At 63.9% G+C, this 26,974-nt stretch carries 23 protein-coding genes and 2 tRNA genes; 7 read left to right on the top strand and 18 right to left on the bottom strand.

What is annotated here, in order from left to right; all coding sequences use genetic code 11:
- Positions 1–18: 18 nt before the first annotated feature.
- The 9 genes from C8C94_RS03250 to C8C94_RS03210 all read right to left on the bottom strand — a co-directional run bounded on the left by C8C94_RS03250 (position 19) and on the right by C8C94_RS03210 (position 9,716).
- Positions 19–1,950: a SurA N-terminal domain-containing protein gene (locus C8C94_RS03250; RefSeq protein ID WP_121419690.1), complete on the bottom strand. Its 1,932-nt coding sequence runs from the start codon at positions 1,948–1,950 to the stop codon at positions 19–21.
- Positions 1,951–2,010: 60 nt separating this feature from the next.
- A tRNA-Val gene (locus tag C8C94_RS03245) sits at positions 2,011–2,086 on the bottom strand.
- A 15-nt stretch (positions 2,087–2,101) separates the two neighbouring features.
- The gene (locus C8C94_RS03240) at positions 2,102–2,374 is read right to left on the bottom strand and encodes an HU family DNA-binding protein (RefSeq protein WP_008906675.1); all 273 of its coding nucleotides are present in this window, start codon (positions 2,372–2,374) and stop codon (positions 2,102–2,104) included.
- Positions 2,375–2,742: 368 nt separating this feature from the next.
- Positions 2,743–3,309: a CDP-diacylglycerol--glycerol-3-phosphate 3-phosphatidyltransferase gene (pgsA, locus tag C8C94_RS03235; protein WP_055400785.1), complete on the bottom strand. Its 567-nt coding sequence runs from the start codon at positions 3,307–3,309 to the stop codon at positions 2,743–2,745.
- Between the two features lie 42 nt (positions 3,310–3,351).
- Positions 3,352–5,343, bottom strand: a complete 1,992-nt coding sequence (gene uvrC / locus C8C94_RS03230; protein WP_121419689.1) for an excinuclease ABC subunit UvrC — start codon at positions 5,341–5,343, stop codon at positions 3,352–3,354.
- A gap of 97 nt (positions 5,344–5,440) precedes the next feature.
- Positions 5,441–6,421: a tripartite tricarboxylate transporter substrate binding protein gene (locus C8C94_RS03225; protein WP_121419688.1), complete on the bottom strand. Its 981-nt coding sequence runs from the start codon at positions 6,419–6,421 to the stop codon at positions 5,441–5,443.
- Positions 6,422–6,506: 85 nt separating this feature from the next.
- The gene (locus C8C94_RS03220; RefSeq protein ID WP_121419687.1) at positions 6,507–7,487 is read right to left on the bottom strand and encodes a tripartite tricarboxylate transporter substrate binding protein; all 981 of its coding nucleotides are present in this window, start codon (positions 7,485–7,487) and stop codon (positions 6,507–6,509) included.
- 46 nt (positions 7,488–7,533) lie between these two features.
- Positions 7,534–8,514 (bottom strand): hydroxymethylglutaryl-CoA lyase, encoded by a 981-nt coding sequence (locus C8C94_RS03215; RefSeq protein WP_121419686.1) that lies wholly within the window; start codon positions 8,512–8,514, stop codon positions 7,534–7,536.
- Positions 8,511–9,716 carry a CaiB/BaiF CoA-transferase family protein gene (locus C8C94_RS03210; RefSeq protein WP_121422667.1) on the bottom strand — a complete coding sequence of 402 codons (1,206 nt, stop codon included), beginning with the start codon at positions 9,714–9,716 and terminating at the stop codon, positions 8,511–8,513. Before C8C94_RS03210 ends, C8C94_RS03215 begins: the two co-directional genes overlap by 4 nt.
- 138 nt (positions 9,717–9,854) lie before the next feature.
- Between C8C94_RS03210 and C8C94_RS03205 the strand changes: the two genes are divergently transcribed.
- From C8C94_RS03205 to efp, 3 genes are all read left to right on the top strand, one after another.
- A complete protein-coding gene (locus C8C94_RS03205; RefSeq protein ID WP_121419685.1) occupies positions 9,855–10,757 on the top strand; it encodes a LysR family transcriptional regulator in 903 nt (300 codons plus the stop codon).
- Positions 10,754–11,908 (top strand): elongation factor P maturation arginine rhamnosyltransferase EarP, encoded by a 1,155-nt coding sequence (earP, locus tag C8C94_RS03200; RefSeq protein ID WP_121419684.1) that lies wholly within the window; start codon positions 10,754–10,756, stop codon positions 11,906–11,908. Before C8C94_RS03205 ends, earP begins: the two co-directional genes overlap by 4 nt.
- Before the next feature lie 140 nt (positions 11,909–12,048).
- Positions 12,049–12,603 carry an elongation factor P gene (gene efp, locus C8C94_RS03195; RefSeq protein WP_008906801.1) on the top strand — a complete coding sequence of 185 codons (555 nt, stop codon included), beginning with the start codon at positions 12,049–12,051 and terminating at the stop codon, positions 12,601–12,603.
- A gap of 132 nt (positions 12,604–12,735) precedes the next feature.
- Here the strand turns inward: efp and rimO are convergent, their stop codons facing one another.
- On the bottom strand, positions 12,736–14,127 hold the full coding sequence (rimO, locus tag C8C94_RS03190) for a 30S ribosomal protein S12 methylthiotransferase RimO (RefSeq protein WP_121419683.1): 1,392 nt from the start codon (positions 14,125–14,127) through the stop codon (positions 12,736–12,738).
- Positions 14,128–14,308: 181 nt separating this feature from the next.
- Entirely contained in the window at positions 14,309–14,869 is a 561-nt protein-coding gene (gene phaR / locus C8C94_RS03185) for a polyhydroxyalkanoate synthesis repressor PhaR (RefSeq protein ID WP_055402453.1), read from the bottom strand.
- Positions 14,870–15,105: 236 nt separating this feature from the next.
- Between phaR and C8C94_RS03180 the strand changes: the two genes are divergently transcribed.
- Positions 15,106–16,194: a mechanosensitive ion channel family protein gene (locus C8C94_RS03180; RefSeq protein WP_121419682.1), complete on the top strand. Its 1,089-nt coding sequence runs from the start codon at positions 15,106–15,108 to the stop codon at positions 16,192–16,194.
- An 87-nt stretch (positions 16,195–16,281) separates the two neighbouring features.
- Here the strand turns inward: C8C94_RS03180 and C8C94_RS25580 are convergent, their stop codons facing one another.
- The 4 genes from C8C94_RS25580 to C8C94_RS03160 all read right to left on the bottom strand — a co-directional run bounded on the left by C8C94_RS25580 (position 16,282) and on the right by C8C94_RS03160 (position 20,146).
- Positions 16,282–16,434 (bottom strand): hypothetical protein, encoded by a 153-nt coding sequence (locus C8C94_RS25580; RefSeq protein ID WP_158603795.1) that lies wholly within the window; start codon positions 16,432–16,434, stop codon positions 16,282–16,284.
- 336 nt (positions 16,435–16,770) lie between these two features.
- A tRNA-Val gene (locus C8C94_RS03170) sits at positions 16,771–16,847 on the bottom strand.
- A 114-nt stretch (positions 16,848–16,961) separates the two neighbouring features.
- Complete coding sequence (locus C8C94_RS03165; RefSeq protein ID WP_055393623.1) at positions 16,962–19,178, bottom strand: bifunctional (p)ppGpp synthetase/guanosine-3',5'-bis(diphosphate) 3'-pyrophosphohydrolase; 2,217 nt, start codon at positions 19,176–19,178, stop codon at positions 16,962–16,964.
- A complete protein-coding gene (locus C8C94_RS03160) occupies positions 19,175–20,146 on the bottom strand; it encodes an alpha/beta fold hydrolase (RefSeq protein ID WP_121419680.1) in 972 nt (323 codons plus the stop codon). Before C8C94_RS03160 ends, C8C94_RS03165 begins: the two co-directional genes overlap by 4 nt.
- 115 nt (positions 20,147–20,261) lie before the next feature.
- Here C8C94_RS03160 and C8C94_RS03155 point away from each other — a divergent pair, with 115 nt between their 5' ends.
- Positions 20,262–21,044, top strand: coding sequence for a 3-hydroxybutyrate dehydrogenase (locus C8C94_RS03155; protein ID WP_121419679.1), 783 nt, complete (start codon positions 20,262–20,264; stop codon positions 21,042–21,044).
- A 122-nt stretch (positions 21,045–21,166) separates the two neighbouring features.
- On the opposite strand, the gene C8C94_RS03150 is transcribed toward C8C94_RS03155, so the two are convergent.
- Positions 21,167–21,880 (bottom strand): SIMPL domain-containing protein, encoded by a 714-nt coding sequence (locus C8C94_RS03150; protein ID WP_121419678.1) that lies wholly within the window; start codon positions 21,878–21,880, stop codon positions 21,167–21,169.
- A 217-nt stretch (positions 21,881–22,097) separates the two neighbouring features.
- Here C8C94_RS03150 and ompR point away from each other — a divergent pair, with 217 nt between their 5' ends.
- A complete protein-coding gene (gene ompR, locus C8C94_RS03145) occupies positions 22,098–22,829 on the top strand; it encodes a two-component system response regulator OmpR (RefSeq protein WP_010460834.1) in 732 nt (243 codons plus the stop codon).
- Positions 22,830–22,848: 19 nt separating this feature from the next.
- Entirely contained in the window at positions 22,849–24,390 is a 1,542-nt protein-coding gene (locus C8C94_RS03140; protein ID WP_228894678.1) for an ATP-binding protein, read from the top strand.
- 103 nt (positions 24,391–24,493) lie between these two features.
- Here C8C94_RS03140 and gudD read toward each other — a convergent pair whose 3' ends face one another.
- Positions 24,494–25,846 carry a glucarate dehydratase gene (gene gudD / locus C8C94_RS03135; protein ID WP_121419677.1) on the bottom strand — a complete coding sequence of 451 codons (1,353 nt, stop codon included), beginning with the start codon at positions 25,844–25,846 and terminating at the stop codon, positions 24,494–24,496.
- Positions 25,847–25,896: 50 nt separating this feature from the next.
- A complete protein-coding gene (locus C8C94_RS03130) occupies positions 25,897–26,871 on the bottom strand; it encodes a tripartite tricarboxylate transporter substrate binding protein (RefSeq protein ID WP_121419676.1) in 975 nt (324 codons plus the stop codon).
- Between the last annotated feature and the right edge of the window lie 103 nt (positions 26,872–26,974).

Raw genomic sequence — 26,974 nt, 5'->3', positions numbered from 1 at the left:
GCCCCAAGACCAATTTGCTTAATTTTCTGCAGCGGCCTGCAAAGTGGCCGAGGGTCGCGGCGCTTTGATCTCTGCCTTGAAACGCTTCTTGAGCATCTCGTAGTACGCTTGGCCTTCCGCCGAAGCCCACCACTGCATATATTGCTGCCGCTCCTGTTGCGCGCGCTGGCCCTCTGGAGACGGCCGAGGCACCACACGGTTCACCTTGACCACGGCATAGCCCTCACTCCCCAGGTCCACACCAACCCAGGCTGGGAGCGCGTCGGCTGTCGGCGCGTGCAACGCTGCATCAATCAGAGGCCGGGGCAGGTTCTGGGCCTGCTCACGCGAAATCTGGATGGGGGCACCGAGGCCGCTGGCGGTTGCCGGGGCCGCTTTCCACGCAGCCAGCTTGGCTTCGCCATCCTTGCGCGCCAATTCAGAGGCTTTCTGCCCCACATACAGTTCGCGCACGCGGGCTCGCACTTCTTCCAGCGGCAGGGTTTTGGCGGGGGTGTACTGCACCACACGGCCAGCAGCCAGTTGGTTGGGGCCTATTTCCACGGCCTCGGTATTGCGTTTGTTCTGCACCGAATCCGAAGAGAAGAGTGCTTCCAGGAACTTGGGGTTGGCCAGTGGTCCCACCGCGCCAGGAGCTGGCGTGCGGGTGAGGCCAGACGCGGTCTGCACCTTGAGCTTGAGCTTGTCTGCCACCGGCTTGAGGCTGTCTGCCTGTTCATACACGCTGTTCGTGAATGACTCCGCCACCTCGGCAAACTTGCGCTGGGCCTGCTGCTGCTTGAGTTCGGCTTCCATGGTGGGGCGCAGTTCTTCAAAGGAAGGCTGGCGGGGTGCCTTGATGTCGGTCAGCTGGATGATGTGGTAACCGAAGTCGGTTTCCACCAAATCGCTGATTTCACCCTTCTTGAGGGCAAAGGCCGCGTCTTCAAACGGCTTGACCATGGCGCCCCGTCCGAAGAAATTCAGATCGCCACCTGCGGTGGCCGATCCTTTGTCGTCCGAGGCCTTCTTGGCCACATCCGCAAACGTGGCTGGCGCCTTGCGCACCTGGGCCAGCAGTTCCGTAGCACGTGCCTTGGCCTTCTCATGGTCGGCAGACGATGCGTCCTTGGAGGCATTGATCAGGATGTGGCTGGCGCGACGCTCTTCCTTGCCGGCCATTCGCGCCACGTTTTCCTTGTAGTAGGTGCGCAAGTCGTCCTCATTGAGGGTGATACCGGAACGCACGCTGTCGAGGTCCAGAACCACATACTCCACCGAAGCCTGCTCCATCTGAAGGAACTTTGCAGGATTTGCCTTGTAGTAGGACTCCAGATCTGCATCCGTGGGCGCAACCTTGGCAGAGAAATCTGCAGACTTGAAGCGCACCACCTGGATTTCTCGCTGCTCATAGAGCGGGTCCAGCGCAAGCTTGACTTGGGCATTGGTACTGAAGGCTGTACCCATCACACCACCAATGACCTGGTTGATCGACAGATCGCGGCGGACATTGGCCTCGAAGCCTTCCGGCGTCAAACCTTGCGTACCCACCAGGGCCCGATAGGCTTCTGCGTCCAGCGTACCGTCAGCGCGCTTGAGCCCTGCAATGGCGGGAATCTCCTGCAGGCTGCGTGCCAGCCGCGAATCACTCGTCACCAGGTGCATTTCCTTGGCGGCAGCTGCCAGCACGCGGTCGCGCACCAGGCGCTCGAGCGTGGCGTAGCGGGCCTGGGGAGAGTCAAGAAGCTTGGGATCGACCGAGGGAGACTGCGCACGCATGCGGTCGGTCTCCATGCGATGGGCATTGTCCCAGTCAGTCTGGTTGATCTTGTCGCCATCGACGCGCGCCACCACTGGGCTCTTTTCAGAGAAGTAGTTGCTGTCAATGCCTACCAGCACAAACGATGGAATGATCAGCAAGAACAATAAGATCATCACGATCTTGGAGTGCTTGCGGATGGATTCAAACATGGTCGATCTTTCAGAAGGCAAAAAACAAAAGGCGAACTTGCGTTCGCCTTTGTTCGGTGGTGGTGGGTCCTGACGGTCTCGAACCGCCGACCTACTCCGTGTAAAGGAGCCGCTCTACCAACTGAGCTAAGGACCCCACCTAAACTGATCCTCAGTTCAAGGCATCTTTCAATGCCTTGCCAGGACGGAACTTTGGAACTTTAGCAGCTTTGATTTTAATCGTAGCGCCGGTACGGGGATTGCGGCCCGTGCGAGCAGCGCGTTTGCCGACCGCAAAGGTACCGAAACCGACGAGCGAAACGGTGCCGCCCTTCTTCAGGGTCTTCTTGACGGCCTCGATCGTGGATTCCAGGGCACGAGCAGCGGCGGCCTTGGAGATGTCGGCGTTGGTAGCGATGTGCTCAATCAGTTCGGTTTTGTTCACAAGAAGCCTCTCGGAAAAGAGTTGATGGAATGTCTCGCGGATATCTGGTCTTCACACGTCCGAAAGCGCAGCCGGAGGCTGGTTGAAAACAGACGGGGGAATGACTGGCATACACAGCAGTGGCTGCTGCATCAGATTAAAGCCATCGAGTTTCCGGGTGTCAATACAACACGCTGGTTTGGCGCAGCGTTGGGCTGAATTCTAGTCGTATTTCACGCTGCGACAGGGCTTGTGGGGCGTTTTTGTCTCAAACACGCCGTATGGGCAGCACTCCGTATTGACACCCCAGTTCCGACAATGCAGCGCAGGCCACAGTCCCCCGCATTCATCCGCAAAACCACCGACGGGATGCGCGCGCCACACTCCTGCTACTTCACACGCGCCCGGATTTCTGGCAATGCCTTTTGCAGGTAGTACACCATCGACCAGACCGTGAGCACAGCCGAGGCCCAGATGAGCCAGGTGCCCCACACGCCGGTATCGATGACGCCGAAAAGGCGCCCGTCATAAAGAAGGAAGGGGATGGCCACCATCTGCACCGTGGTCTTGACCTTGCCGATCATGTGCACAGCAACGCTCTTGCTCGCGCCGATCTGCGCCATCCACTCGCGCAGGGCTGATATGGCGATCTCGCGGCCGATGATGATGAGCGCAACGAACACATCGGCGCGCTGCAGATGCACCAGCACCAGCAGCGATGCACACACCAGAAACTTGTCGGCCACCGGGTCCAGAAAGGCGCCAAACGACGAGGTCTGGTTCAGTTTGCGGGCCAGGTAGCCGTCCAGCCAGTCGGTGGCTGCGAACACCACAAACATCACGGTGGCAATGAGGTTGCGCGTGGCCGGGTCCAGCGGTGCGTAGAACACCCCCACGATCAAAGGTATCGCGACGATGCGCGTCCAGGTCATCAAGGTGGGGATAGTCCAGAACATGGGTCGATTGTGTCACGGCAGGCGAGCAGTCCGGCCGGGGACTCAACGCAAGGCGCGATAGATCTCTTCGGCCAGCTCACGCGAGATGCCGTCCACGGTGACCAGGTCCTCCACACTGGCCGCAGCCACACCGCGCACCCCGCCAAAACGCTGCAGCAGCCGTGCACGCTTCTTGGGGCCCACCCCCGCAATTTCTTCGAGCTGCCCCCCCCCCACCCGCACCTTGGCCCGTGCAGCGCGCATGCCGGTGATGGCAAACCTGTGGGCCTCGTCGCGGATCTGCGCCACCAGCATCAGCGCCGCCGAATCCTTGCCCAGGTAGACCTTCTCGCGGCCATCTGCAAACACCAGCTCTTCCAGGCCCACCTTGCGGCCCTCGCCCTTTTCCACGCCCACGATGCGGGTCAGATCCAGCCCCAGCGCGGTGAACACCTCGCGCGCCACGCCCACCTGGCCCTTGCCACCGTCGATGAGCACCAGATCGGGCAGGCGTGCCACACCTTTGGGCTTGGTGGGCTCTTCACCCCCGGGCGCGGGGTCGGCCGCAAAGTCGATGCCCCCAGCTTCGCGCGCGGCCTCGGCCACCTTGCTGTAGCGGCGCGTCAGCACCTGGCGCATGGCGGCATAGTCGTCGCCGCCCGTAATGCCTTCGATCTTGTAGCGGCGGTATTCGCTGCTCTGCATCTTGTGGTGATGGAACACCACACACGATGCCTGGGTGGATTCACCCGCCGTGTGCGAGATGTCAAAACACTCGATGGTGAGCTGGTCCAGGTCTTCGGGCGGCAGATCCAGCGCCTCGGCCAGGGCACGCGTGCGCGCCTGTTGCGAGCCCTCTTCGGCCAGCAGGCGGGCCAACTGCAGATCGGCGTTCTTTTGCGCCATGTCCAGCCAGGCGCGGCGCTGTTCGCGCGGCTGGTGGATGGCGGTCACGCGCACACCACTTTGGTCGCCCAGTGCCTCCAGCAACGCCTTGTCCACTGGTTCGCTGGTGACCAGCACCGGCGGCACCGGCACGCCGATGTAATGCTGGGCGATGAACGCTTCCAGCACCAGCACCTCGACACGGCGAAAGGGCGCGGCCGGAGTATTCTCATCGGTGCCATCACCGCCCTCTTCCTCGAACACGGCGGCAGCGTCTTCCACATGCACCGGAAAATACGGCCGATCTCCCAGATGCCGCCCGCCGCGCACCATGGCCAGGTTCACACAGGCGCGGCCGCCTTGCACGCGTACGGCCAAGATGTCCACATCCTTGTCGTCCGCAATCTCGATGGACTGCTGGTGCAGCACCCGCGACAGCGCCTGGATCTGGTTGCGCACATCGGCGGCCTGCTCAAATTCAAGCCTGTCGGAATGCGCCATCATCCGCACCTCCATGGCCTTTAGCACCTCCTGCGTTTCGCCGCGCAGCAGTGCCTCGGCATGCTGCACGTCGGCTGCATAGGCCTCGGGCGAGATCAAGTCCACACAAGGCCCGGTGCAGCGCTTGATCTGGAATAGCAGGCAGGGCCGGGTGCGGTTGGCAAACACCGTGTCTTCGCAGGTACGCAGGCGAAACACCTTTTGCAGCAGTTGGATGGTTTCCTTGACCGCCCAGGCGCTGGGGTACGGACCGAAATAGCGGTGCTTCTTATCGACCGCACCCCGGTAATAAGCCATGCGCGGAAACACTTGAGCGGGCGCATTGCCGCTGGCCGTGGGCGTGCCTGTGATCTTGAGATAGGGATAGCTCTTGTCGTCCCTGAACAGGATGTTGAACTTGGGGTTCAGCGTCTTGATGAGGTTGTTTTCCAGCAGCAGCGCCTCGGCCTCGGAGCGCACCACCGTGGTCTCCATGCGCACGATCTTGCTGACCATGTGGCCGATGCGCGTGCCGCCATGGTTCTTGGTGAAGTAGCTCGACACGCGCCGCTTGAGGTGGCGCGCCTTGCCTACATACAGCAGCGCGCCCTGGGCGTCGAAATAGCGGTACACGCCCGGCAGCGCGGGCAGCGCAGCCACCTGCGCCAGCAGTTCTTCGGAATGGGACATGGCGCGTATTGTGGCCCCGCGCGCAGCCTGGCCTGTGTACTATGAAAAAAATAGCTACTAGCGCTTACACATCAAGCGCTAGCAGCCAATTTGACCACTACTCTGCTTCGATCTTCGAGCTTTTCACCACCTGCGCCCAGTTGGCAAGGTCCGCCTTGACCTTGTCACCCAGCTGCGCCGGGGTCTGGTAGTCGGCCGTGGCGCCTTGCTCTTGCGCCTTTTGCTGGAAGGCGGCGCTTTGCACCACGGTGCGGATGTCGGCAGTGAGCTTGTCCACCACCGGCTTGGGCACCGCAGCGGGCACAAACAACGCGAACCACGACGTGGCATCGACCTTGGGGTAACCCGCCTCGGCCGTGGTGGGCACATCGGGCAGGCTGGGCAGCCGCTGCTTGCCCGTCACGGCCAGCACGCGCAGCTTGCCGCTGGCGATGTGGGGCATGAACGGAGGCGCGGTGCCAAAAGTCAGGTCCACCTGCCCACCCAGCAGGTCCTGCAGCGCAGGGCCCGTTCCTTTGTAGGGCACGTGGACCATCTTGATGCCGCCCTGCTGCTCCAGCATGGCGCCCGTGACATGCTGCAGCGAGCCATTGCCCGACGAGGCGTAGTTGAGCTTGCCAGGGTTGGCCTTGGCATAGGCCATCAGCTCAGGCAGCGTCTTCACGGGCAGGTCGTTGCGCACCACGATGATCTGCGGTGCCGAGATCACGTTGGCCACGGGCTGAAAGTCGGCCTGGTCCCACTGCTTTTGTTTGGTGATGTGGGGCGAGATGACGTGATAGCCCGAGTACTGCATGAACACGGTGTAGCCATCGGGCTCGGCGCGTTTGACGATGCTGGCGGCAATATTGCCGTTGCCGCCGCCCTTGTTGTCCACGATGACCGACTGGCCCAGCACCGGCGCCAGGGCCTGGGCCAGCATGCGGGCCGACAGGTCGGTGGTGCCACCCGCGGCGGTGGGCACCACCATGGTCACTGTCTTGGTAGGGTAGGCGCCTTGCGCCAGGGCAGAACCCCAAAAGCCGGTGGCGATGGCCGCCAGGGCCAGGGACGTGAATTGCTTGCGATGCAGGTTCATGCGATGTCTCCGCTTTCTCTGTTGTTGAATATCGTTCCGGGGCGGCGGCTGGGCAGCCAGCACCCGCCATAGCCATCTCAGGCGCTCAATCTACGGTGGCGCCGGTGTCCTTCACCACGCGGCTCCACTTGGGCAGGTCGGACTGCACCAGCGCCGCCAGTTGGGCTGCCGTGCCCTTGAAGGGTTCACAGCCCACGGTAGCCAGCTTGTCCACCACGTCCTTGTGCTCTAGCGCCCGGGCCACCTCGGCCTGCAGCTGGGCCACGATGGGCGAAGGCGTGCCGGCCGGGGCAAACAACGCGTACCAGGGCGCCTGGCCAAAGCCCTTGATCGTCTCGCCAATGGTGGGCGCATCGGGCAGCGCAGCCACGCGCTTTTCATTGACCACGCCCAGCACCTTGAGCTTGCCCGCCTTGATGAAGGCGATGGCCGACGGCAGGCTTTGCACCGACAGCGGCACCTGCCCACCCACCACGTCGGTGGCGGCTGCGGCAGAGCCCTTGTACGGGATGTGCTGCAGCTGGATGCCAGCGGCCTTTTGCAGCATCTCGCCGATCAGGTGGTTCAGCGTGCCGTTGCCCGCCGAGGCAATCGAATACTTGCCAGGGCTGGCCTTGGCCAAGTTCACCAGCTCGGCCACGTTGTTGGCGGGAAATGACGGGTGCGCCACCAGCACATAACCGGCCGTGGCGACAGGGGCCACGGGGGCAAAGTCCTTCACCGGGTCAAAGCCGGGGTTCTTGTACAGCGCGGGGCCAATCACATGGGCGCTGTCGGCCGTCAGCAGCAGGGTGTAGCCATCGTTGCGCGTGCGGGCCGTGGTGCCCGTGGCCAGCGTGCCGCCGGCACCAGGGCGGTTCTCCACGATCACGCTCTGGCCCAGTTGCTCGCCGAGCTTTTGCGCCACCACGCGCGCAATGCCGTCATTGGCGCCTCCCGCAGCCTGGGGCACGACCACGGTGATGGGCTTGGACGGGTACTTGTCCTGCGCGCCTGCGGCCATGGCTGCAGAGCACAACACAGCGGCCGTGAAGATGCGGCGGGACAGTGGGGTTTGAAATGCCATGGCTTTTGTCTCCTGTGGTTGTGAATGAATGCAGGCTCGCCCGCATTCAGCGGGCAAGCGCTCTTTCGCGGATCGCCTCGAAGTCCGCAGGCACCGGGTGCAGCGCCAGGCGCGGGCCTGCCTTGGCGATCTGACTCGGAATGTCGTGGCCGATGAGCACAGGCAACTGCTGCGCCGCTGCCACCAGCCGGGCCAGGTCCACGCCCGTGTCGTAGCCCATCAGCGCCAGCGCATGCACGATCTCTTCGCTGCACACATTGCCGCTGGCGCCCGGCGCATAGGGGCAGCCGCCAAGGCCGCCCAGCGAGGCATCGAACCGGTCCGCACCCGCGTCGATGGCTGCCAGCACGTTGGCAAGGCCCATGCCGCGCGTGTTGTGAAAGTGCAGCGTGAACTCCACGCCTGACCAGCGCGCGCGGGCCGCCGCCGTGAGCTGGTGCACCTGCGTGGGGTAGGCCATGCCCGTGGTGTCGCACAGCGTGATGCCACACACCCCAAGGTCCACAAAACGCTGCACCCAGCCGAACACGTCGGCCTGGGCCACATCACCTTCCATGGGGCAGCCGAACACGCAGGACAGCGACACATTCACCGCCACAGTGGAGCCCTGCGCCAGCGCCACCACCTGCGCCAGCGCAGCGAACGACTGTTCCTGCGTCATGCGCAGGTTGGCCAGGTTGTGCGTGGCACTCACCGACATGACGAGATTCAGCTCGTCCGTGCGCGACTCGATGGCGCGCTCGGCACCGCGCAGGTTGGGCACCAACGCGGTGTAGACCGTGCCAGGGCGGCGCGTGATCTCGCGCATGACGACCTCGGCGTCTTTCAGCGCGGGAATGGCGGTGGGCGATGTGAACGAAGTCACCTCGATCTTGGACAGGCCCGCTGCCGACAGCGCATTGCACAGCGTGATCTTGTCTTCAGTGGGAACGAAGGTCTTCTCCATCTGCAGGCCGTCGCGCAGGCCGACCTCCTGCATGTGGATGCGGCGGTTCGCGCCTTGCCACACGGTGTTGGATGCACTCATTGAATGACCCCCTTGCTGCGCAGCAGGGCAATCTGTTCGGCCGTCAACCCCGCGTCGGCAAGCACCGCATCGGTGTCATCGCCCAGGTGCGGAGCACTGCTGCGGATGGTTCCGGGCGTGCCGGAGAGCTTGGGCACGATGCCCGGCACTTCCACGCTGTAGCCGTCGCGCGTCTGCTGCGTCAGCAGCATGTCGCGGGCGCGGTAGTGCGGGTCTTCGGCGATGTCCTTGGCGGTGTAGACCTTGCCCGCCGGCACGCGGGCGGCGCCCAGCGCGTCCAGCACCTGCTGCACGGTGCGCTGCGCGCTCCAGGCGCCAATCGCAGCGTCGATCTCCTCCACGCGGGCCACGCGGCCGGTGTTGTTGGACAGGTCCGGCGCGGCGCCCAGATCGGGCCTGCCAATCGCGTCCATCAACCGCTTGAAAATGCTGTCGCCATTGCCCGCCACCAGCACCCAGCCGTCGGTGCAGGGGTAGGCGTTGCTGGGCGCAATGCCCGGCAGGGCGCTGCCTGCGGCCTCGCGCACCGCGCCGAAAGCGCTGTATTCGGGGATCAGGCTTTCCATCACGTTGAACACCGCCTCGTGCAGCGCAACGTCGATCACCTGGCCTTTGCCGCCGTTGACCTTGCGGTGGTACAGCGCCGTGAGCACGCCGATGGTGCCGTGCAGCGCCGCCAGCGTGTCGCCAATCGAGACACCGACGCGCACCGGCACGCGGCCGGGCTCGCCCGTCAGGTGGCGCAGGCCGCCCATGGCCTCGCCGATGGCACCAAAGCCCGGCAGGTCGCGGTAGGGCCCCGTCTGGCCATAGCCCGAGATGCGCAGCATCACGAGGCCGGGGTTGAGCGCGTGCAGTTCCTCGGGCGACATGCCCCAGCCTTCCAGCGTGCCGGGGCGGAAATTCTCGACCAGCACATCGGCCTCGGCGATCAGCTGGCGAGCTATTGTTTGCCCCTCCTTTTGCCGCAGGTCCAGCGCCACCGAGCGCTTGTTGCGCGATTGCACCTGCCACCAGACGGAGGTGCCTTCCTTGATCAGGCGCCAGTTGCGCAGCGGATCGCCGGTCTCGGGCGCTTCGATCTTGATCACGTCGGCGCCAAACTCGCCCAGCGTCTTGCCGCAGAACGGCCCGGCAATCAGCTGGCCCATTTCGATGACGCGCACGCCTTGCAGTGCGGCGGGGGAAGCGATGGAATCCATGGAACTGTGTGTCTCCTGCGGGCGGTGATGCTGGGCGGGAATGATGCGCACCTGCGGCCCTCCTGCAAAACGCTCAAGCAACAAGCCACCATCGCAATCCGGCATGGCAAACAAGCAGCTTGCTACCATCGGTGCCCCATGAAACTCGACCCCGTCTCCCTGCGCCTGTTCGTTGCCGTGATGGAAGAAAACACCATCGCCGCTGCCGCCGCGCGCGAGCACCTGGCCGCATCGGCCGTCAGCCGCCGCCTGGCCGACTTGGAAGACGCGCTGCAGGTGGCCTTGTTCACCCGCAGCAACAAAGGCACCGAGCCCACCGCCGCCGCGTTTGCGCTGCTGAACCTGGCGCGCGGTGTGCTGAACGACCTGGACGGCATCGCCACGCAGATGCGCGACTACGGCACGGGCGTGCGCGGCCATGTGCGTGTGGTGGCCAATATTTCGGCCATCACGCAGTTTTTACCCGCCGAGTTGCAGAGCTTTTTGGAGCAACACCCTCAGGTGGATGTGCGGCTGCAGGAGCAGATCAGCACCGCGATTGCCCAGTCCGTGGCCGAGAACGCCGCCGACGTGGGCATCCTCAACGAAGGCAGCTACGGCGAACGCGTGACGCTGCTGCCCTACCGCACCGACGAACTGGTGCTGGTGGTACCCACCGGCCACGCGCTGGTGCGGCGCAAGTCCGTGCGCCTGGCAGACGCCCTGCCTTTTGACTTTGTGGGCGCGCACCCGGGCAGCGTCATCAACAACCAACTGACCCGCGCGGCCGCCGAGGCGGGCCTGCCACTGCGCCTGCGCATGCAGGTGACGAGCTACGACGCGCTGTGCCTCATGGTCAACGCGGGCCTGGGTGTGGGCGTGATGCCCCGTGGCAGCGCCGCGCTGTACCGGGGCACGCTGGCCATCCGCACCGTCACGCTGAACGAGCCCTGGGCGCAGCGGCGGCTGGCACTGTGTGTGCGGTCTGAAGAATCGCTCTCCAGCGTTGCCCGGCTGCTGGTGGAGCACCTGCGCGCGCAGCCAACGGGGCCATCACCATGAGCCGCCCCCTGCCCCCGCTCCAGTGGGATGTGTTTTGCCGCGTGATCGACAACTTTGGCGACATCGGCGTGTGCTGGCGCCTCGTGGCGCAACTGGCCGCGCTGGGCCACCGCGTGCGCCTGTGGGTGGACGACGCTTCGGCCCTGCAGTGGATGGCGCCCCAAGGCTGCCCCGGCGTGGAGTTGCGCGCCTGGGGTTCGCCACCACCGAGCCCTGATGAACCCGCCCCCGATGTGATGGTGGAGGCCTTCGGCTGCGACATTGCTCCTGAATTCATAGCTTATAGCGCTTATCCATCAAGCGCTAGAGGCAAAAAATCCTCCAAACCAGTCTGGATCAACCTGGAATACCTGTCGGCAGAAGCTTACGTGGAGCGCAACCACAGGCTGCCGTCACCCATCCTGTCCGGCCCCGCGGCAGGGTGGACGCGCTGGTTCTTCTACCCTGGCTTCACGCCCGGCACGGGCGGCTTGCTGCGCGAACCCGACCTGATGGCAAGGCGCGAGACGTTTGACCGCAGCGCCTGGCGTGCAGAACACGCCGCCGCCTTCGGGCTGGGCGATGGTTGCGCCGAGCAGCGCTGGGTTTCGCTGTTCTGCTATGAACCCGCCGCCTTGCCGGAGCTGCTGCGGCACGGCCAGACACGGCCCACGCAGTTGCTGGTGACTCCGGGCCGCCCCACGGCCGCCGTGCGGGCTGCATTGGCTGAGGGCTGTGATCAAAATATCGCTCAAAAGGGTCTCCAGCGCTTATCTGACAAGCGCGAGCAGCTATCAATTTCATATCTACCCCACCGCCCCCAGCCTGCGTTTGACGAGATGCTCTGGGCCTGTGACTTCAACGCCGTACGCGGCGAGGACTCGCTGGTGCGGGCGCTGTGGGCGGGCCAGGCGTTTGTGTGGCAGATCTACCCGCAGCATGACAACGCGCACCACGACAAGCTCTGGGCGTTTCTGGACTGGCTGCAGGCCCCCGCCTCGCTGCGGCAGTTCCACGCGACCTGGAACGGACTGGACGCCGAGCCGTTGCAATGGCCCGGCGACGACACCCTGGCCGAGTGGACGGCCTGCACCCGGGCCGCCCGTGCGCGCCTGCTGACACAGGACAACCTCGTTGCACAACTTTTGGGCTTTGTCGCCGAAAAACGGTAAAATCCGAGGCTTTGCGCAAATCAGGTACGGCACAGCAGTGCCACCACCCCGCGCACTTTCGCCGCAGAACATGCACCGGCGCGCAAACCAGGCGGTTTGCCAGCCCGCGCGTTGAGCGGCCCCAACCCAAGCAACTTGCTATGAAAATCGCTCAAGAAATCCGCGCCGGCAACGTCATCATGCACGGCAAGGACCCCATGGTGGTCCTGAAGACCGAATACGCCCGCGGCGGCCGCGGTGCAGCCACCGTGCGCATGAAGCTCAAGAGCCTGATCGGCAACTTCGGCACCGAAGTCGTGTTCAAGGCCGACGACAAGATCGACAACGTGATCCTGGACAAGAAGGAGTGCACCTACTCCTACTTCGCCGACCCCATGTACGTGTGCATGGACACCGAGTACAACCAGTACGAAGTGGAAGCCGAAAACATGGGCGACTCGCTGAACTACCTGGAAGACGGCATGACCGTGGAAGTGGTGTTCTACGACGGCAAGGCCATCTCGGTCGAACTGCCCACCAGCGTCGAGCGTGAAATCACCTGGACGGAACCCGCCGTCAAGGGCGATACCTCCGGCAAGGTCATGAAGCCTGCCAAGATCGCCACCGGCTTTGAAGTGCCCGTGCCCCTGTTTGTCAGCCAAGGCGACAAGATCGAAATCGACACCCGCACCGGCGAATACCGCAAGCGCGTGTAAGCTGCCCTGCGCAGTTCTCCCTTGCGGGAGAACGACCATGAAAAAGGCTTCCCTCGGGAAGCCTTTTTTCATGGTATTTTTAGCCGCCAGCGCTTATCTACAAAGCGCAGATAGCTATCAATTACATAGCTATCAAATGGGTTGCGCCACCAGATCGTGCCCACGCACGCCGACAATGCGCGCCTTGGTGAACTCGCCCACCTTCATGGTCTTGCTGATCTTCTCGGGCGGCAGCAGCTGCACGGTGCCGTCGATCTCGGGCGCATCCGCATAGGTGCGGCCCACACCGCCCTTGCGGCCCAGGCCGGGAGCCGAATCCACCAGCACCTGCATGGTGGCGCCCACGCGGCGCTGCAGCTTGGCAATCGACACCTCTTCGGCCACAGCCATGAAGCGGGCACGGCGCTCTTCGCGCACTTCCAGAGGCAACATGCCCGGCAGCTCATTGGCAGCAGCACCTGTCACATCACTGTAGGCAAAGCAGCCCGCACGGTCGATCTGCGCCTCGCGCACAAAATCGAGCAGATGCTGGAACTCTTCTTCCGTCTCGCCAGGGAAACCGGCGATGAAAGTGCTGCGGATCACGATCTCGGGGCAGGCCTCGCGCCAGCGCAGGATGCGCTCCAGGTTGCGCTCGCCGCTGGCCGGGCGCTTCATGCGCTTGAGCACGTCGGGATGACTGTGCTGGAAAGGCACATCCAGGTAGGGCAGCACGCGGCCCGTGGCCATGAGCGGGATCACCTCGTCCACGCTGGGGTACGGGTACACGTAGTGCAGCCGCACCCAGGCGCCGTAGGGCTCGGCGATCTCGCCCAGCGTCTGCACCAGCTCCAGCATGCGCGTCTTGACCGGCTTGCCGTCCCAGAAGCCGGTGCGGTACTTCACATCCACACCGTAGGCCGACGTGTCCTGGCTGATGACCAGCAACTCCTTGACGCCACCTTCAAACAGAGCCTTGGCCTCGCTGAGCACATCGCCAATGGGCCGCGACACCAAGTCACCGCGCATGGACGGGATGATGCAGAAGGTGCAACGGTGGTTGCAGCCTTCGCTGATCTTGAGGTACGCATAGTGCTTGGGCGTGAGCTTGATGCCCGCAATACCAAAGCTGCCCGGCACCAGGTCCACAAACGGGTCGTGCGGCTTGGGCAGGTTCAGGTGGACGGCATCCATCACCTCTTGTGTGGCATGCGGACCGGTTACGGCCAGCACGCTGGGGTGCATCTGGCGCACCATGTTGCCGCCGTCGTCGCCCGTGCGGGCGCCCAGGCAGCCGGTGACGATGACCTTGCCGTTCTCGGCCAAGGCTTCGCCAATGGTGTCCAGGCTTTCCTTGACGGCGTCGTCAATGAAGCCGCAGGTGTTGACGATGACCAGGTCCGCGCCCTGGAAGGTCTTGGAGGTTTCGTAACCCTCAGCGCTCAGCTGCGTGAGAATCAACTCGGAATCGGTCAGCGCCTTGGGGCAGCCCAGGCTGACGAATCCGACTTTGGGTGTTTTGGTGGGGGCAATTGCTTCGCTCATATCCCCGTATTGTCCCAGTTCCGGCGTCAGACCGGTGGGACGGGCAATTGCCTGCAATGCTTGCGACTCGCCGCGACCTATGAAACTGGCGCGATCCTAGGCCAGCGGCCACCGCGCAAGGGCCGCCCCGCCGCGCTGGTGGCGTCTCCCTGGGGGGAAGCCGCGAAGCGGCTCAGGGGGGCTACCGCTTGAGTCCAAACGCGCCCAGCATCTGCTCCGTCTGCTTTTGCATCTGCTCCTGCATCTGCGTGAGCATGGACTGCGACTGCTCCACATAGTTGCCCATCATGCCCTTGAGCATGGGCGATTGCAGGCTCATGAACTGGGCCCACATCTCTGGCGTCACGCTCTGCGACTGCTCGGCCAGCTTGGCCTGAACGTCGGTAAACGCCTGTACGTTCTTCTCCAAGTACGCGCCCATGAAACCCTGCATGGCATGGCCATAAAAACGGATGATGTTGGCCAGCACCGCCTCGGTGAACATGGGTGCGCCACCGGCCTCTTCTTCCAGAATGATCTGCAGCAGAATGCTGCGCGTGAGGTCTTCGCCCGTCTTGGCGTCGCGCACTACCACCTGCTGGTTGGCCATGACCAACTGGCGCACCTCGGCCAGGGTGATGTAGGTGGAGGTGTCTGTGTCGTACAGACGGCGATTGGGGTATTTTTTGATGACACGCTGCGCCGACTTGGGCGCGGCACTTTTCTGTTCGGACACGACGAACTCCTCGGGCTGGAAGCCCATGTATTGCAGTGCAGCACATTCTAGGGAACGGGCAGCCCGGCACCAGCAAAGGAATACCCTGATGACTAGCTGCGCGCCACTGTCGCCGGGGTGACACTTGCCGGGCCCGGTAGCGTCACCACGCTTGGCGCAGCCGTCACAGGCCTGCACCAGCCCATCCACCGGTGCGGCGCACCGTCTGACAGCTGAATACGTTTGCCGGTGCGATAGTGGGCGTTTGCCCTCTTTTCCACACGATGCTCGAAAGTTTGCAGCTCTCCCCCTGGCTCGCTACGGCGGTAGCGGCCTTGTTTGCCACGACCTTGGCAGCCATCGCCCATCGGATGGTCGCCATCGTTCTGCGCCGCGCAACAACCCCCCTCCCCGTGGTGCAGACCGTGGTGCTGGCATGCATACCGGTCATGCGGATTCTGCTGCCGTTGATCGCGCTGCAACTGGTATGGCAAGCCGCCAGCGATGATCTGCCGTACATCGGCGGTATCCGCCATCTCAATGGCCTGGCGGTGATTGGCGGGGCCTGCTGGCTGCTGATTGCCGCGATTGGCGGCCTGGCCAATGGCGTCATTGCCCAACACCCCGCAGATGTGGAAGACAACCTCACCGCCCGACGCATCGCCACCCAGGCACGCGTGCTGTCGCGCACGGCGATGACCGGTGTGGTGATGGCGGGCCTCGCGCTCATGCTCATGACTTTTCCAGGGGCCCGGCAAGTAGGTGCCAGTTTGCTCGCGTCGGCCGGGGTGGTGGGGATTGTGGCGGGCATTGCAGCGCGCCCGGTCTTCAGCAACATGATCGCCGGCCTGCAGATCGCACTGGCCCAGCCCATCCGTATCGACGATGTGCTCATCGTCGAAGGGGAATGGGGGCGGGTAGAAGAAATCACCAGCACCTATGTGGTGCTGCGCATCTGGGACGAGCGGCGCTTGATCATCCCGCTGCAGTGGTTTATCGAAAACCCGTTTCAAAACTGGACACGCACCAGCTCTGAAATCCTGGGAACCGTTTTCTTGTTTGCCGACTATCGCCTGCCGCTTGACCCGCTGCGGGCCGAATTGCAGCGGGTGCTGGAAACCGCACCAGAGTGGGACAGGCGCGTGAACGTGCTGCAGCTCACCGATGTGACCGAGCGCACCATCCAAATCCGCGTGCTGGTCTCCGCACGATCATCCGGCCTGGCGTTCGACCTGCGGTGCCGGGTGCGCGAAGCGCTGGTGACCTTCATTCAACGCGAATACCCGGACTGCCTTCCACAAGTGCGTGTGCCTGCACAGTGGGCTGAAGCACCGACGAGACCACTCGCGCAAGAGCCCCCGTTGAAGGCCTGAGCCAAGGCAGCGCTATCGATGCACCCACAAGAAGCCCCGCCAGATGTCGCCACGATAGCAACCATGCCGGAACACGGGCATTCTTCCTCAATAGCCCATCTTGAAGTACGCCACCGCAAGCACCGCGACGATGGCGGCGAGAGCTGCAAGCCAGAAGATCCGGATGTCGTACAGACCCAGTTCAGGATCAGTGTCCACAAAACCCTGGTGGACACTTGAAGAATTGGATGGAGTGTTCATGGTGGCATCCCTTCTCTTTGAAGGCACCAAAGTTATCGCGACCCCGTGCGTCTTCGTGTCAGACAAAAACCAATTCATTGATTTGCCGCCAGACACGCAGGCGCCGCCACCCTCGGTGAACCCAATGGGTGCAAGGAGCCAACAAAGAAGTTCGTCGGTATCCCCAGGGCGATGAACGACCGCGACGCCCGACATCGCATAAAAAAGAGGACTGATTCGAGCGCGACCAAAGAAAAAGCCACCTGTAAAAAGGTGGCTTTGTGCTTTGTGAAACCTGGTCAAGGTTTCCACAAGTTTTTCAGTGGTCTGAAAGCTGGTTTCTTTCAGGGAAAAACTTGGTAGGCGCGATTGGACTCGAACCAACGACCCCCACCATGTCAAGGTGGTGCTCTAACCAGCTGAGCTACGCGCCTGTCGTTGTTTAGACCACGATTATAGCCATAAAAATCGGGTGCTTCGATCAAAACAGCACAGCAAACGGCAAAGAGATGTTCGTGGCTCTTGTTCCATGCCTACCGTCCCGCCACTCAGCGTCTGCGCGCGGAGCGCACACCGGGCACGCCGGCCACGATGCCCAACACCTTGTTCAGCCGGCCCGAATCGGCAACCTCCACCGTGAAGGTCATCCACGCCGTGCCTTTCACCGACTGCGTCTGCACGCCGATCACATTGGTCTTCTCGCGCGCAAAGACTTCGGAGATATCGCGCAGCAGGCCCTGACGGTCGGCGGCTTCCACGGCGACGTCCACGGGGTACACGGCAGCCAGTGCAGCCGATTTGGAGGTGGAGCCCCACTCCACATCGATCACCCGCTCAATGCTGCGTGCGGCCATTTCGCGGAAGTTGCTGCAGTCGGCCCGGTGCACGCTCACGCCCTTGCCCCGCGTGACAAAACCACGGATCAGGTCCGGCGGGGCTGGCTTGCAGCACTTGGCCAGCTGGGTCATCAGCGAGTCAATGCCCACCACCAGCACACCGCCCTTGGGTGCGGCATCGTTGGTGCGTGTTTTCTTGAGCAACAAATAGTCGTCGGGCTGCAAAACCGGCTCGGGCGGTCGCAGCACCGTTTCGATGTTGCGCAGCGAGAATTCATCCTTGCCCACCACTTCGAACAAGGCATCGGCGGACTTGAAGCCCAGCTGCACCGCCAGATCGTCGAGCTTGATGGCAGTCTTGCCCTCGCGCTGCAGCAGCTTTTCGACCGCCTCACGCCCACGGGCCACGGTTTCGTGCGTGGCCTGGGCGTTGAACCAGGCTCGCACCTTGGCTTTGGCGCGGTTGCTGGTGAGGTAGCCCAGCTCAGCATTGAGCCAGTCGCGTGAGGGGCGGCCTTCCTTGACGGTGGATATCTCCACCGTCTGTCCGTTTTGCAGCGGTGTGTTGAGCGGCACCATCGCACCGTCCACCCGGGCGCCCCGGCAACGGTGCCCGACACTCGTGTGCACGGCATACGCAAAGTCCACCGGTGTGGCGCCCTGGGGCAGCTCCACCACAGCAGCATCTGGGGTCAGCACATAGATGCGGTCTTCAAACAGGCCCCGGTTGGGCAAGGCACCCGACAGATCGCGCTCCCAGGCCAGCAACTGGCGCAGCACCGCAATCTTGGCGTCGTATTCACCGGTGGCCGAAACCCCTGCATAGCCCTTGCTGCCTGCCTCTTTGTAGGCCCAATGCGCCGCCACTCCGTGCTCCGCATGGTCGTGCATGGCCTGGGTACGGATCTGGATCTCGATGGGCTTGCCGTTGTCGTCGCGCACGATGGTGTGCAGCGACTGGTAGCCATTGGGCTTGGGCTTGGCGATGTAGTCGTCAAACTCCTCCACGATGGGCTTGAACTGCTCGTGCACCCAGCTCAGGGCCGCGTAGCAGTCCTTCACCGTGGGCACCACCACGCGCAGCGCGCGGATGTCAAACACCTGATCGAAGTTGAGCGACTTGCCGCGCATCTTCTTGACGATGCTGTAGATGTGCTTGGGGCGCCCCTGCACGCTGGCGCTGATGCTGCGTGCGCGCAGGTCGGATTCAAGCCGCGCGCGCAGCTGCTCCATGTACACCTCGCGCTCGCCCCGCTTTTCGTCGAGCAGGCGGGCCACTTCCTTGTAGATGTCAGGCTCCAGGAAGCGAAAGGACAGGTCCTCCAGCTCCCACTTGACCTGCCAGATACCAAGGCGGTTGGCCAGCGGTGCAAACACCTGCAGCGACTCGCGCGCCAGGCTGGGCGATACGGGGCGCTTGCTGGCCGCATGAAAACGCAGCGTCTGCAGGCGCGAGGCCAGGCGCAGCATCACTACACGCAGGTCGCGCGAGAAGGCGAGCAGCATCTTGCGCACGTTCTCGGTCTGCACGGCGGGGTCTTCCAGGTGCTCTGCGGTGCGGGCCTGCTGCTGCACGCGCATGAGCTTGGTGGTCTCTACCGCCAGCGCGGCAAAGTTGGCACCAAAGGCCTTGGCGATCACCTCTTCAGGCTTGTTCAGATGAATGCACGCATGCACCAGGTAACTGGCGGCCTGCATGGCCTCCGAGCCGCCAATGCCCTTGAGGATGGCAGCCACGGCATCGGCGTGGGCCAGCGTGTTTTCGCCGGAATCCAGCGTTTCGCCAGCCATCAAGGGCTCGGCAAACGCGCGCGCACGCGCCAGCGCGTTCACCTGCTCAGGCAGGGTGTGTGCGGTAGCGGCAATGAGCTGGGGGACGGCGTCGGCCTGGGGGGTGTGGGACGCCTGTGCGGGAGGGTAGGTTTTCATCCGGCCACAACACCTTCCGCCGAAAGCAAAAAGCCGGTGACCGCAGCCACCTGATCGCCCGCCACCAGCGTGGGAGCATGCCCCACGCCTTCAAATTCGACCACGTGTGCCCGGGGCCCGCGCTGCGCCATGGCCTGCGCGGTTTCGCGAGAGAGCAGGTCAGACTGCGCACCGCGCAGCAGCAAGGTGCGGGCCGTGATGTGGTCATACAGCTGCCACAGCATGGCCTCACCAGCCACTGCGGACTCTTGCGTGAGTGTTTTGAACGGCACCGCGATGGCCGGGTCATAGTGCAGCGTGATGCCACCACCGGCAGATTCCGGCAACGCGCGCACCATGGCACGCGACAAGTCCAGCCACTGCTCGGGTGTATGGGGGCCAAAGCTGGTGGAAATCGCCCACATGGCGTCGGCCGCCTGCTGGAGCGACTGGAACCGCGCCTGTTGCCCCAGGTACAAGCCGATGCGCTGCAGGGCCTCCCACTGGATGACGGGGCCCACGTCGTTGAGTACCAGCCTGCGCACAGGCACCGGCAAAGGCAGCCCCGGCTGGCCCGCAATGCCCATGCCAATGAGCCCCCCCATGCTGGTGCCCACCCAGTCGAGGGTGGTGATGGGTGCCTGCTGGTGCACCTGGGCCAGCATGGCCAGCATGTCCGCGGCGTACTGGGGAATCTGATAGCCCATGGGGTCAACCAGCCAGTCGCTCTGGCCGCGCCCGACCACGTCGGGGCAGATCACGCGGGCATGCTGGCTCAACGCACGGGCCAGGGTGTCGAAGTCGCGCCCCTGGCGCGAGAGGCCATGCACACAGACCACCACATGGGGATGCGCCGGGTTGCCCGTGGCATTCCACTCCCAATACGCCATGCGATGGTGTGTAGCCGCAGATGCGGAGGAGTTACCGGAAGACACCACAGGCGCCCCCGGGCCAGGGCACAGTACGTAGTTCAGCGTAGGTTCAATCATGGGTGCGAAATCCGGGGGCAGCGCTCGATAATGCAGGAGCCGTCGGCACCCATTGTTCGTTCATGCGTGCCGACTTTTTCTTGCGTTGCATCGTAATTCATTCGGAGAGACTCACATGCTGAAAGGCAAAACCGCCCTCGTCACCGGCTCCACCAGTGGCATTGGTCTTGGCATCGCCAAGGCGCTGGCCCGCCAAGGTGCCAACATCGTGCTCAATGGCTTTGGCGATGTGGATGGCCCCCGCGCCGAGGTGCTGGCAGCTGGCGAAGCTGCTGGCGCCGAAGTGGGTTACCACGGTGCAGACATGAGCCGGGTGGCCGACATCGAGGACATGATGAAGTACAGCGCCGCGCTGTTCGGGCGCGTGGACATCCTGGTGAACAACGCAGGCATCCAGCACGTGGCCAATGTGGAAGACTTCCCCGTGGAGCGCTGGGATGCAGTGATCGCCATCAACCTCACAAGCGCCTTTCACACATCGCGCCTGGCGCTGCCGGCCATGAAGAGTGCCAACTGGGGCCGCATCATCAACGTGGCATCGGTGCACGGCCTGGTGGGCTCGGCACAGAAGGCTGCGTACGTGGCGGCCAAACACGGCATCGTGGGTCTGACCAAGGTGACGGCGCTGGAGAACGCCACCAGCGGCGTGACCTGTAACGCCATCTGCCCTGGCTGGGTGCTGACGCCCCTGGTGCAAAAACAGGTGGATGCCAAGGCGGCCGAACACGGCCTGTCGAACGAAGACGCCAAGAAACTGCTGCTGGGCGAAAAAGAGCCGTCCATGCAGTTCACCACGCCAGAAGAACTGGGCGAGCTGGCTGTGTTCTTCTGCTCCCCCGCCGCCAACAATGTGCGTGGCGTGGCATGGAACATGGATGGCGGCTGGGCAGCGCAGTGAGAAAGCACGCGCGGGCGTCTGATCGCTGGTGACATGCCAGCACAGACGCCCGGTAAATTGCAAAATTGATAGCATCCAGCGCTTACCAGATAAGCGCTGGCGGCCAATATTACCTAAAAAAATCAGCGCATCTGCACCGAACCCGACACGTTCACGATGACCTGGGCCTTGCCCGCTTCGACCGGCACGGCGGAATCAGAGAACGAGCCCGCCTTGGCCTCCATGGCCATCATGCGCGGACGTGGCCCGGGCACCATCTCATTGCTGTTCACCGCCACCTCGCGCAGGCTGTAGTTGCTGAAGCCAAAACCCTTGGCCAGTTCGGCCGCGCGTGCCTTGAACTGTTCGATGGCCTGGGTCTGGGCCTCGCCCTCCACCTTGGCCCGGGCCTCGCGCGACAGGCCGAAAGCCACATTGCTGATGGCCAGGGTCTGGATCTTGCCGGCCGTGGCGGTGATGCGCGCAAAGTCTCGGCCTTCCAGCACCAGCTCGGCACGGCCCTGCCAGCCGTTGATCTTGCCGTCCTTGCCATAACGCGGGTACAGGCCGAACGGGCCGGTGCGCACATCGAGCTGTCCCGGCTGGGCGTTGCGCTTGGCTTCGGCCAGGGCTGCGTCCAGCGCCTGCTTGAGCTGCGTCTGCACCGTGGCAGCGTCGGCAGCCTCCTTGCTGGTGGCAAGGTTGAGCACCAGCAGGTCCTGCTGCACCTCCACCGTGCCCGTGGCCGACAGCTGCACGACATTGCGCAGCTCGGGGGGTGGAGAATTTTGAGCAAAAGAGGCACCAGCGCAAGCAATCAAAACGCCAGCAGCTATCAATTTAGTAGTAATTTTCATCACAAAGGTGTCCTTGATATCGGTGCACGGCCCTGGGCCGGGCCATGCGGGGCACCACCTTAACCGCACTGCCCATGCGTTGCGATGAAGCCCCTCCACCGCGCGTGCGAAGCTGGGCAAAACTTGTAACAGTTGGTCAAACCCAGCCCCAAAACCCGAACTTCGGCGTTCCAAGTGGTCAGAATCGGCTCTGTTACAAATTGGACTTGGGATCAAGATGGCCACAACAACCAATCGCACCGACAAAGTTCTGGTGGTGGACGACGATGCACGAATCCGTGATCTGCTGCGCCGCTACCTCACGCAGGAAGGCTTTGAAGTCATGGTCGCCGAAGACGGCAAAGCGCTTAACCGCCTTCTGCTGCGCGAAACCGTGGACATCATCGTGCTCGACCTGATGATGCCGGGCGAAGACGGGCTTTCCATCTGCCGCCGCCTGCGTGCCGCCAATGACCGCACCCCCATCATCATGCTCACCGCCAAAGGCGAGGACGTGGACCGCATCGTGGGCCTGGAAGTGGGCGCCGACGACTACCTGGGCAAGCCCTTCAATCCCCGCGAACTGTTGGCCCGCATCCACGCCGTGCTGCGCCGCCGCCCCGCACAGGAAGCGCCTGGCGCCCCCTCGGGCGACAACGAGGTCGTGACCTTTGGTCCCTTTACCTTCGACCTGGGCACCCGAGCACTGCAGCGCAATGGCGAAGAACTGCCCCTGACCACCGGCGAATTTGCCATGCTCAAGGCGCTGGTGCGCCACCCACGCCAGCCCCTTTCGCGCGAAAAGCTGGCCCTGCTGGCCCGTGGCCGCGAGTTTGAGCCGTTTGACCGCAGCCTGGATGTGCAGGTGTCGCGCCTGCGCAAGCTGGTGGAGGTGGATGCCGCCGCCCCGCGCTACATCCAGACCGTGTGGGGGGTAGGCTACGTGTTCGTGCCGGACGGAACCAGCTGACCCCTCTTTCCTTGCCTGTATGCACAATTCCGACGGCAATTCGAGGTCGAGATCTTCATCATCGGTCCGGCAGTCCGTGACCGCTTCCCCCGATGCCACCAGCCCCGCTCCCCTGGAGTCCTTGCGACAGGCCCGGGAGCAGCGGGCGCGTGTGGGCCTCAATCTCTTCTGGCGCACTTTCTTCCTGCTGGCGCTGCTGTTGGTGGGGAGCATTCTGGCGTGGCTGCAGACCTTGCGGGCGCTGGAGTTCGAGCCGCGCACCCTGCACACCGCGCAGCAGATCGCATCGCTGGTGAACCTGAGCCGTGCGGCGCTGGTGCATTCCGACGCCATTGCTCGTGTGTCGCTCATCAAGACCATGGCCGACCAGGAAGGCGTGCGCATCCTGCCGCGCGAGCCGCGCGACAAGTTCGAGCTTCTGGAGGGCACGGCCCTGGGCAACCGCCTGACCGACGAACTCACCCAGCGCCTGGGGCCCGACACCATCGTGGCGCAAAACGTGAATGGGGAAACCGGCCTGTGGGTCGGCTTCAACATCAATGGCGATCCCAACTGGCTGCTGATGGACCGCTCGCGCTTCAGCCCGGCGGGCGGCCGCACCTGGCTGATCTGGCTGATCACGGCAGGGGCGTTGTCCTTGGCCGGTGCGGCGGCCATTGCGCGGCTGATCAACCGGCCTCTCAAGCAGCTCTCTTACGCGGCCAACCGCGTCAAGGACGGCGACTTCGCAGCGAGCCACCTCGACGAGGAAGTGGTGACCAGCGAAATCCGCGAAGTGAACATCGGCTTCAACCGCATGGCGCAAAAATTGGCCAAGCTGGAGCAGGACCGCGCCGTGATGCTAGCGGGCATTTCGCACGACCTGCGCACGCCGCTGGCGCGCCTGCGGCTGGAAACCGAGATGAGCGTGACCGATGAAGTGGCCCGCGAGCACATGGTGGCAGACATCGTGCAGCTCGACGCCACGATCGACAAGTTCCTCGACTACGCTCGGCCGGACCATGTCACGCTGACACCGGTCAACCTGCATGCTGTGGTGTCGTCCTGCGTCTATGCGGTGCAAGACCATCGCGAACTGCAGATCACGATGTCCGTGCCCGAAGACCTCAACGTGCTGGCCGACGAAGTGGAACTGGCCCGCGTGATCTCCAACCTGCTCGAAAACGCGCGGCGCTACGGCAAGGCCGAGGACACCGGTATCACCAACGTGGACATTGCCGCCAAAGGCCGTGAGAACTGGGTGCTGGTCAAACTGCGCGACCATGGCCCCGGCGTGCCACCCGAGCAGTTGTCGAATCTGACCAAGCCCTTCTTTCGCGGTGACTCTGCGCGCACCGCAGCGGCAGGCGCGGGGCTGGGGCTCTCCATCGTGGACAAAACCGTGCAGCGCATGGGCGGCATCTTTGCACTGGCCAACTCCAGCACCGGCGGCCTGGTAGCCCACCTGCAGTTGCAGCGGGCCACTGATCTGCCCGAGGGTGCAGACCCCAAGCAGCGGCTGCAGCGCCCGTCCGTCAAACGCCAGCTGCCGCGGCGTCGCGCCGAAGACCGGATGGCGTGATCGCCCCGCACTGCCCTATGTACAAAGCCCTCACCTGGAGGGCTTTGTTTTTGGCGCATCCTCTCGGCATCCGAAGGTGGCGGCGACCAGACCGCAAGAACCCTCAGCGCACCATGCAGGGCGCCTTGTTGTTGAACTTCCAGCCTGGGATCAGGAACTGCATGGCAACTGCGTCGTCGCGTGCGCCCAGGCCATGCTGCAAGTACAGGCGGTGGGCACGCTCGACCTCGTCCATGTCCAACTCAACGCCCAGGCCGGGCTTCTTGGGCAGCTGGATGAAGCCGTCCTTGATCTGGAACGGTTCCTTCGTCAGCCGCTCACCGTCCTGCCAGATCCAGTGCGTGTCAATCGCCGTCACGCGGCCCGGGGCGGCGGCGCCCACGTGGGTGAACATGGCCAGCGAGACGTCGAAATGGTTGTTCGAGTGCGAACCCCAGGTCAGGCCGAAGGCCTGGCACATCTGCGCCACGCGGACCGACCCGGCCATGGTCCAGAAGTGCGGGTCGGCCAGCGGGATGTCCACCGACTGCAGGGCCAGGCTGTGCGCCATTTCGCGCCAGTCGGTGGCGACCATGTTGGTGGCGGTGGGCAAGCCCGTGGCGCGGCGAAATTCCGCCATCACCTCGCGGCCCGAAAACACGCCTTCGGCGCCGCAGGGGTCTTCGGCATAGGCCATCACGCCGTGCAGATCACGCGTGAGGCGAATCGCATCTTTCAGCAACCAGCCGCCATTGGGGTCCAGCGTGACGCGCGCTTCGGGAAAGCGCTCATGCAGCGCGCGGATGGCCTCGACCTCTTCCTCGCCGCGCAGCACGCCGCCCTTGAGCTTGAAGTCGGCAAAGCCATAGCGCTCGTACGCCGCCTCGGCCAGGCGCACGATGCCGTCGGCCGACATGGCCTTCTCGTTGCGCAGGCGGAACCAGTCGTTGTCGGCACCGGGCTCGGTGCGGTAGGCCAGGTCGGTCTTTTCGCGGTCGCCCACGTAGAACAGGTAGCCCAGCATCTGCACCGCCTCGCGCTGCACGCCGTCGCCCAGCAGCGCGGCCACGGGCACATCCAGGTGCTGGCCCAGCAGGTCCAGGAAGGCGGACTCCACGGCCGTGACGGCGTGGATGGTGATGCGCAGGTCAAAGGTTTGCAGGCCGCGTCCGCCTGCATCGCGGTCGGCAAACTGCGCGCGCATGGCGTTGAGCACGGCGTTGTGGTGCCCGATGGGGCGGCCCATGATCAGCGATCGCGCGTCCTCGATAGTCTGGCGAATCTTCTCGCCGCCGGGCACCTCACCCACCCCGGTGTTGCCCGCGCTGTCGCGCAGGATGATCAGGTTGCGCGTGAAGAAGGGGCCGTGTGCGCCGCTCAGGTTCATGAGCATGCTGTCGTGGCCCGCCACGGGCACCACGCGCAGCTCGGTGACAACGGGGGTGCTGGCGACGGAAGGGATGGAGGAGGTGGTCATGGAGGTCTGGAAACGAATATGGGGCGGGCAAAAGGGCCCCGTGACAAGGCTCAATCGGCAGTGATTTTTCGGGTTTCGATGACGGTCTTCCAGCGCGCGAATTCGCGCGCCTGGTAAGCAGTGAAGGCATCGGGCGTGCTGGCCACGATCTCCAGGCCCTGGTCGAGCATTCGCTTCTTCACGGCGGGGTCGTTCATGGCGGCGATGGCTGCGTCCGAAAGCTTCTTCTTCACGGCGGCGGGCAGGCCCTTGGGCGCGGCCATGCCTTGCCACGAGTAGACCTCGGCACCGGCCACGCCAGCCTCGGCCAAGGTGGGCACGTCGGGCAGCACGGGGCTGCGCTTGTCGCCGGTGACGGCAATCGCGTGCAGCTTGCCCGCCCGGATGTGCTGCAGCACGGCGTTCACGTTCTGGAACGAGAACTCCACCTGCCCGCCCAGCAGGTCGTTGATGGCCGGTGCTCCGCCCTTGTAAGGGATGTGCAGGCCTTCGGTGCCGCTCTGCTGCCAAAAAACCTCGGCCGAGAGGTGGTCCGACGAGCCGTTGCCCGAGCTTGCAAAGCTCACCTTGCCAGGATTGGCCTTGAGCTGGGCAATCACCTCTTGCACGGTGCGCGCCTTCTGATTGGGGGCAGCCACCAGCACGTTGGGTGCCTGCACGGGCACGGTGATGTAGTCAAAGTCCTTGAGGGCGTCGTACGGCACGCTTTTGAGCAAGTGCGGCGCCACCACAAACGCACCGAGCGACGACACCAGCAGCGTGTAGCCGTCGGGTGCGGCGCGCTTCACCGCACCGGCCCCCAGCGTGCCCGTGGCACCGGGGCGGTTATCCACCACGAAGTTCTGGCCCAGCTTGTCGCCCATGTGCTGCGCCATGGCGCGGGCCACCATGTCGGTGGAGCCCCCGGCCGGAAAGGGCACGACGACGGTGACGGGTTTTTCGGGCCAGGGGGTGGCAGCGGTCTGGGCCGATGCAGCCAGAGCGATGGTGCAGGTACTGGCAATCAGCAGCAGTTTCTTGAACATGGGGAGGTCTCCTGAACAGTTGTGGAAGGGCCTTCTACGGGGCCTTGGTTGGGGAAAGTGAACCGGGGTGTGCTCAGGTTGACGACGAGCTGGCACCAACGTG

Origin of the sequence: Acidovorax sp. 94, from assembly GCF_003634645.1 — a bacterium.
Lineage (GTDB): Bacteria > Pseudomonadota > Gammaproteobacteria > Burkholderiales > Burkholderiaceae_C > Acidovorax > Acidovorax facilis.
The sequence above is the reverse complement of the archived record's forward strand: the minus strand, read 5'-3'. Positions and strand labels throughout refer to the sequence as shown.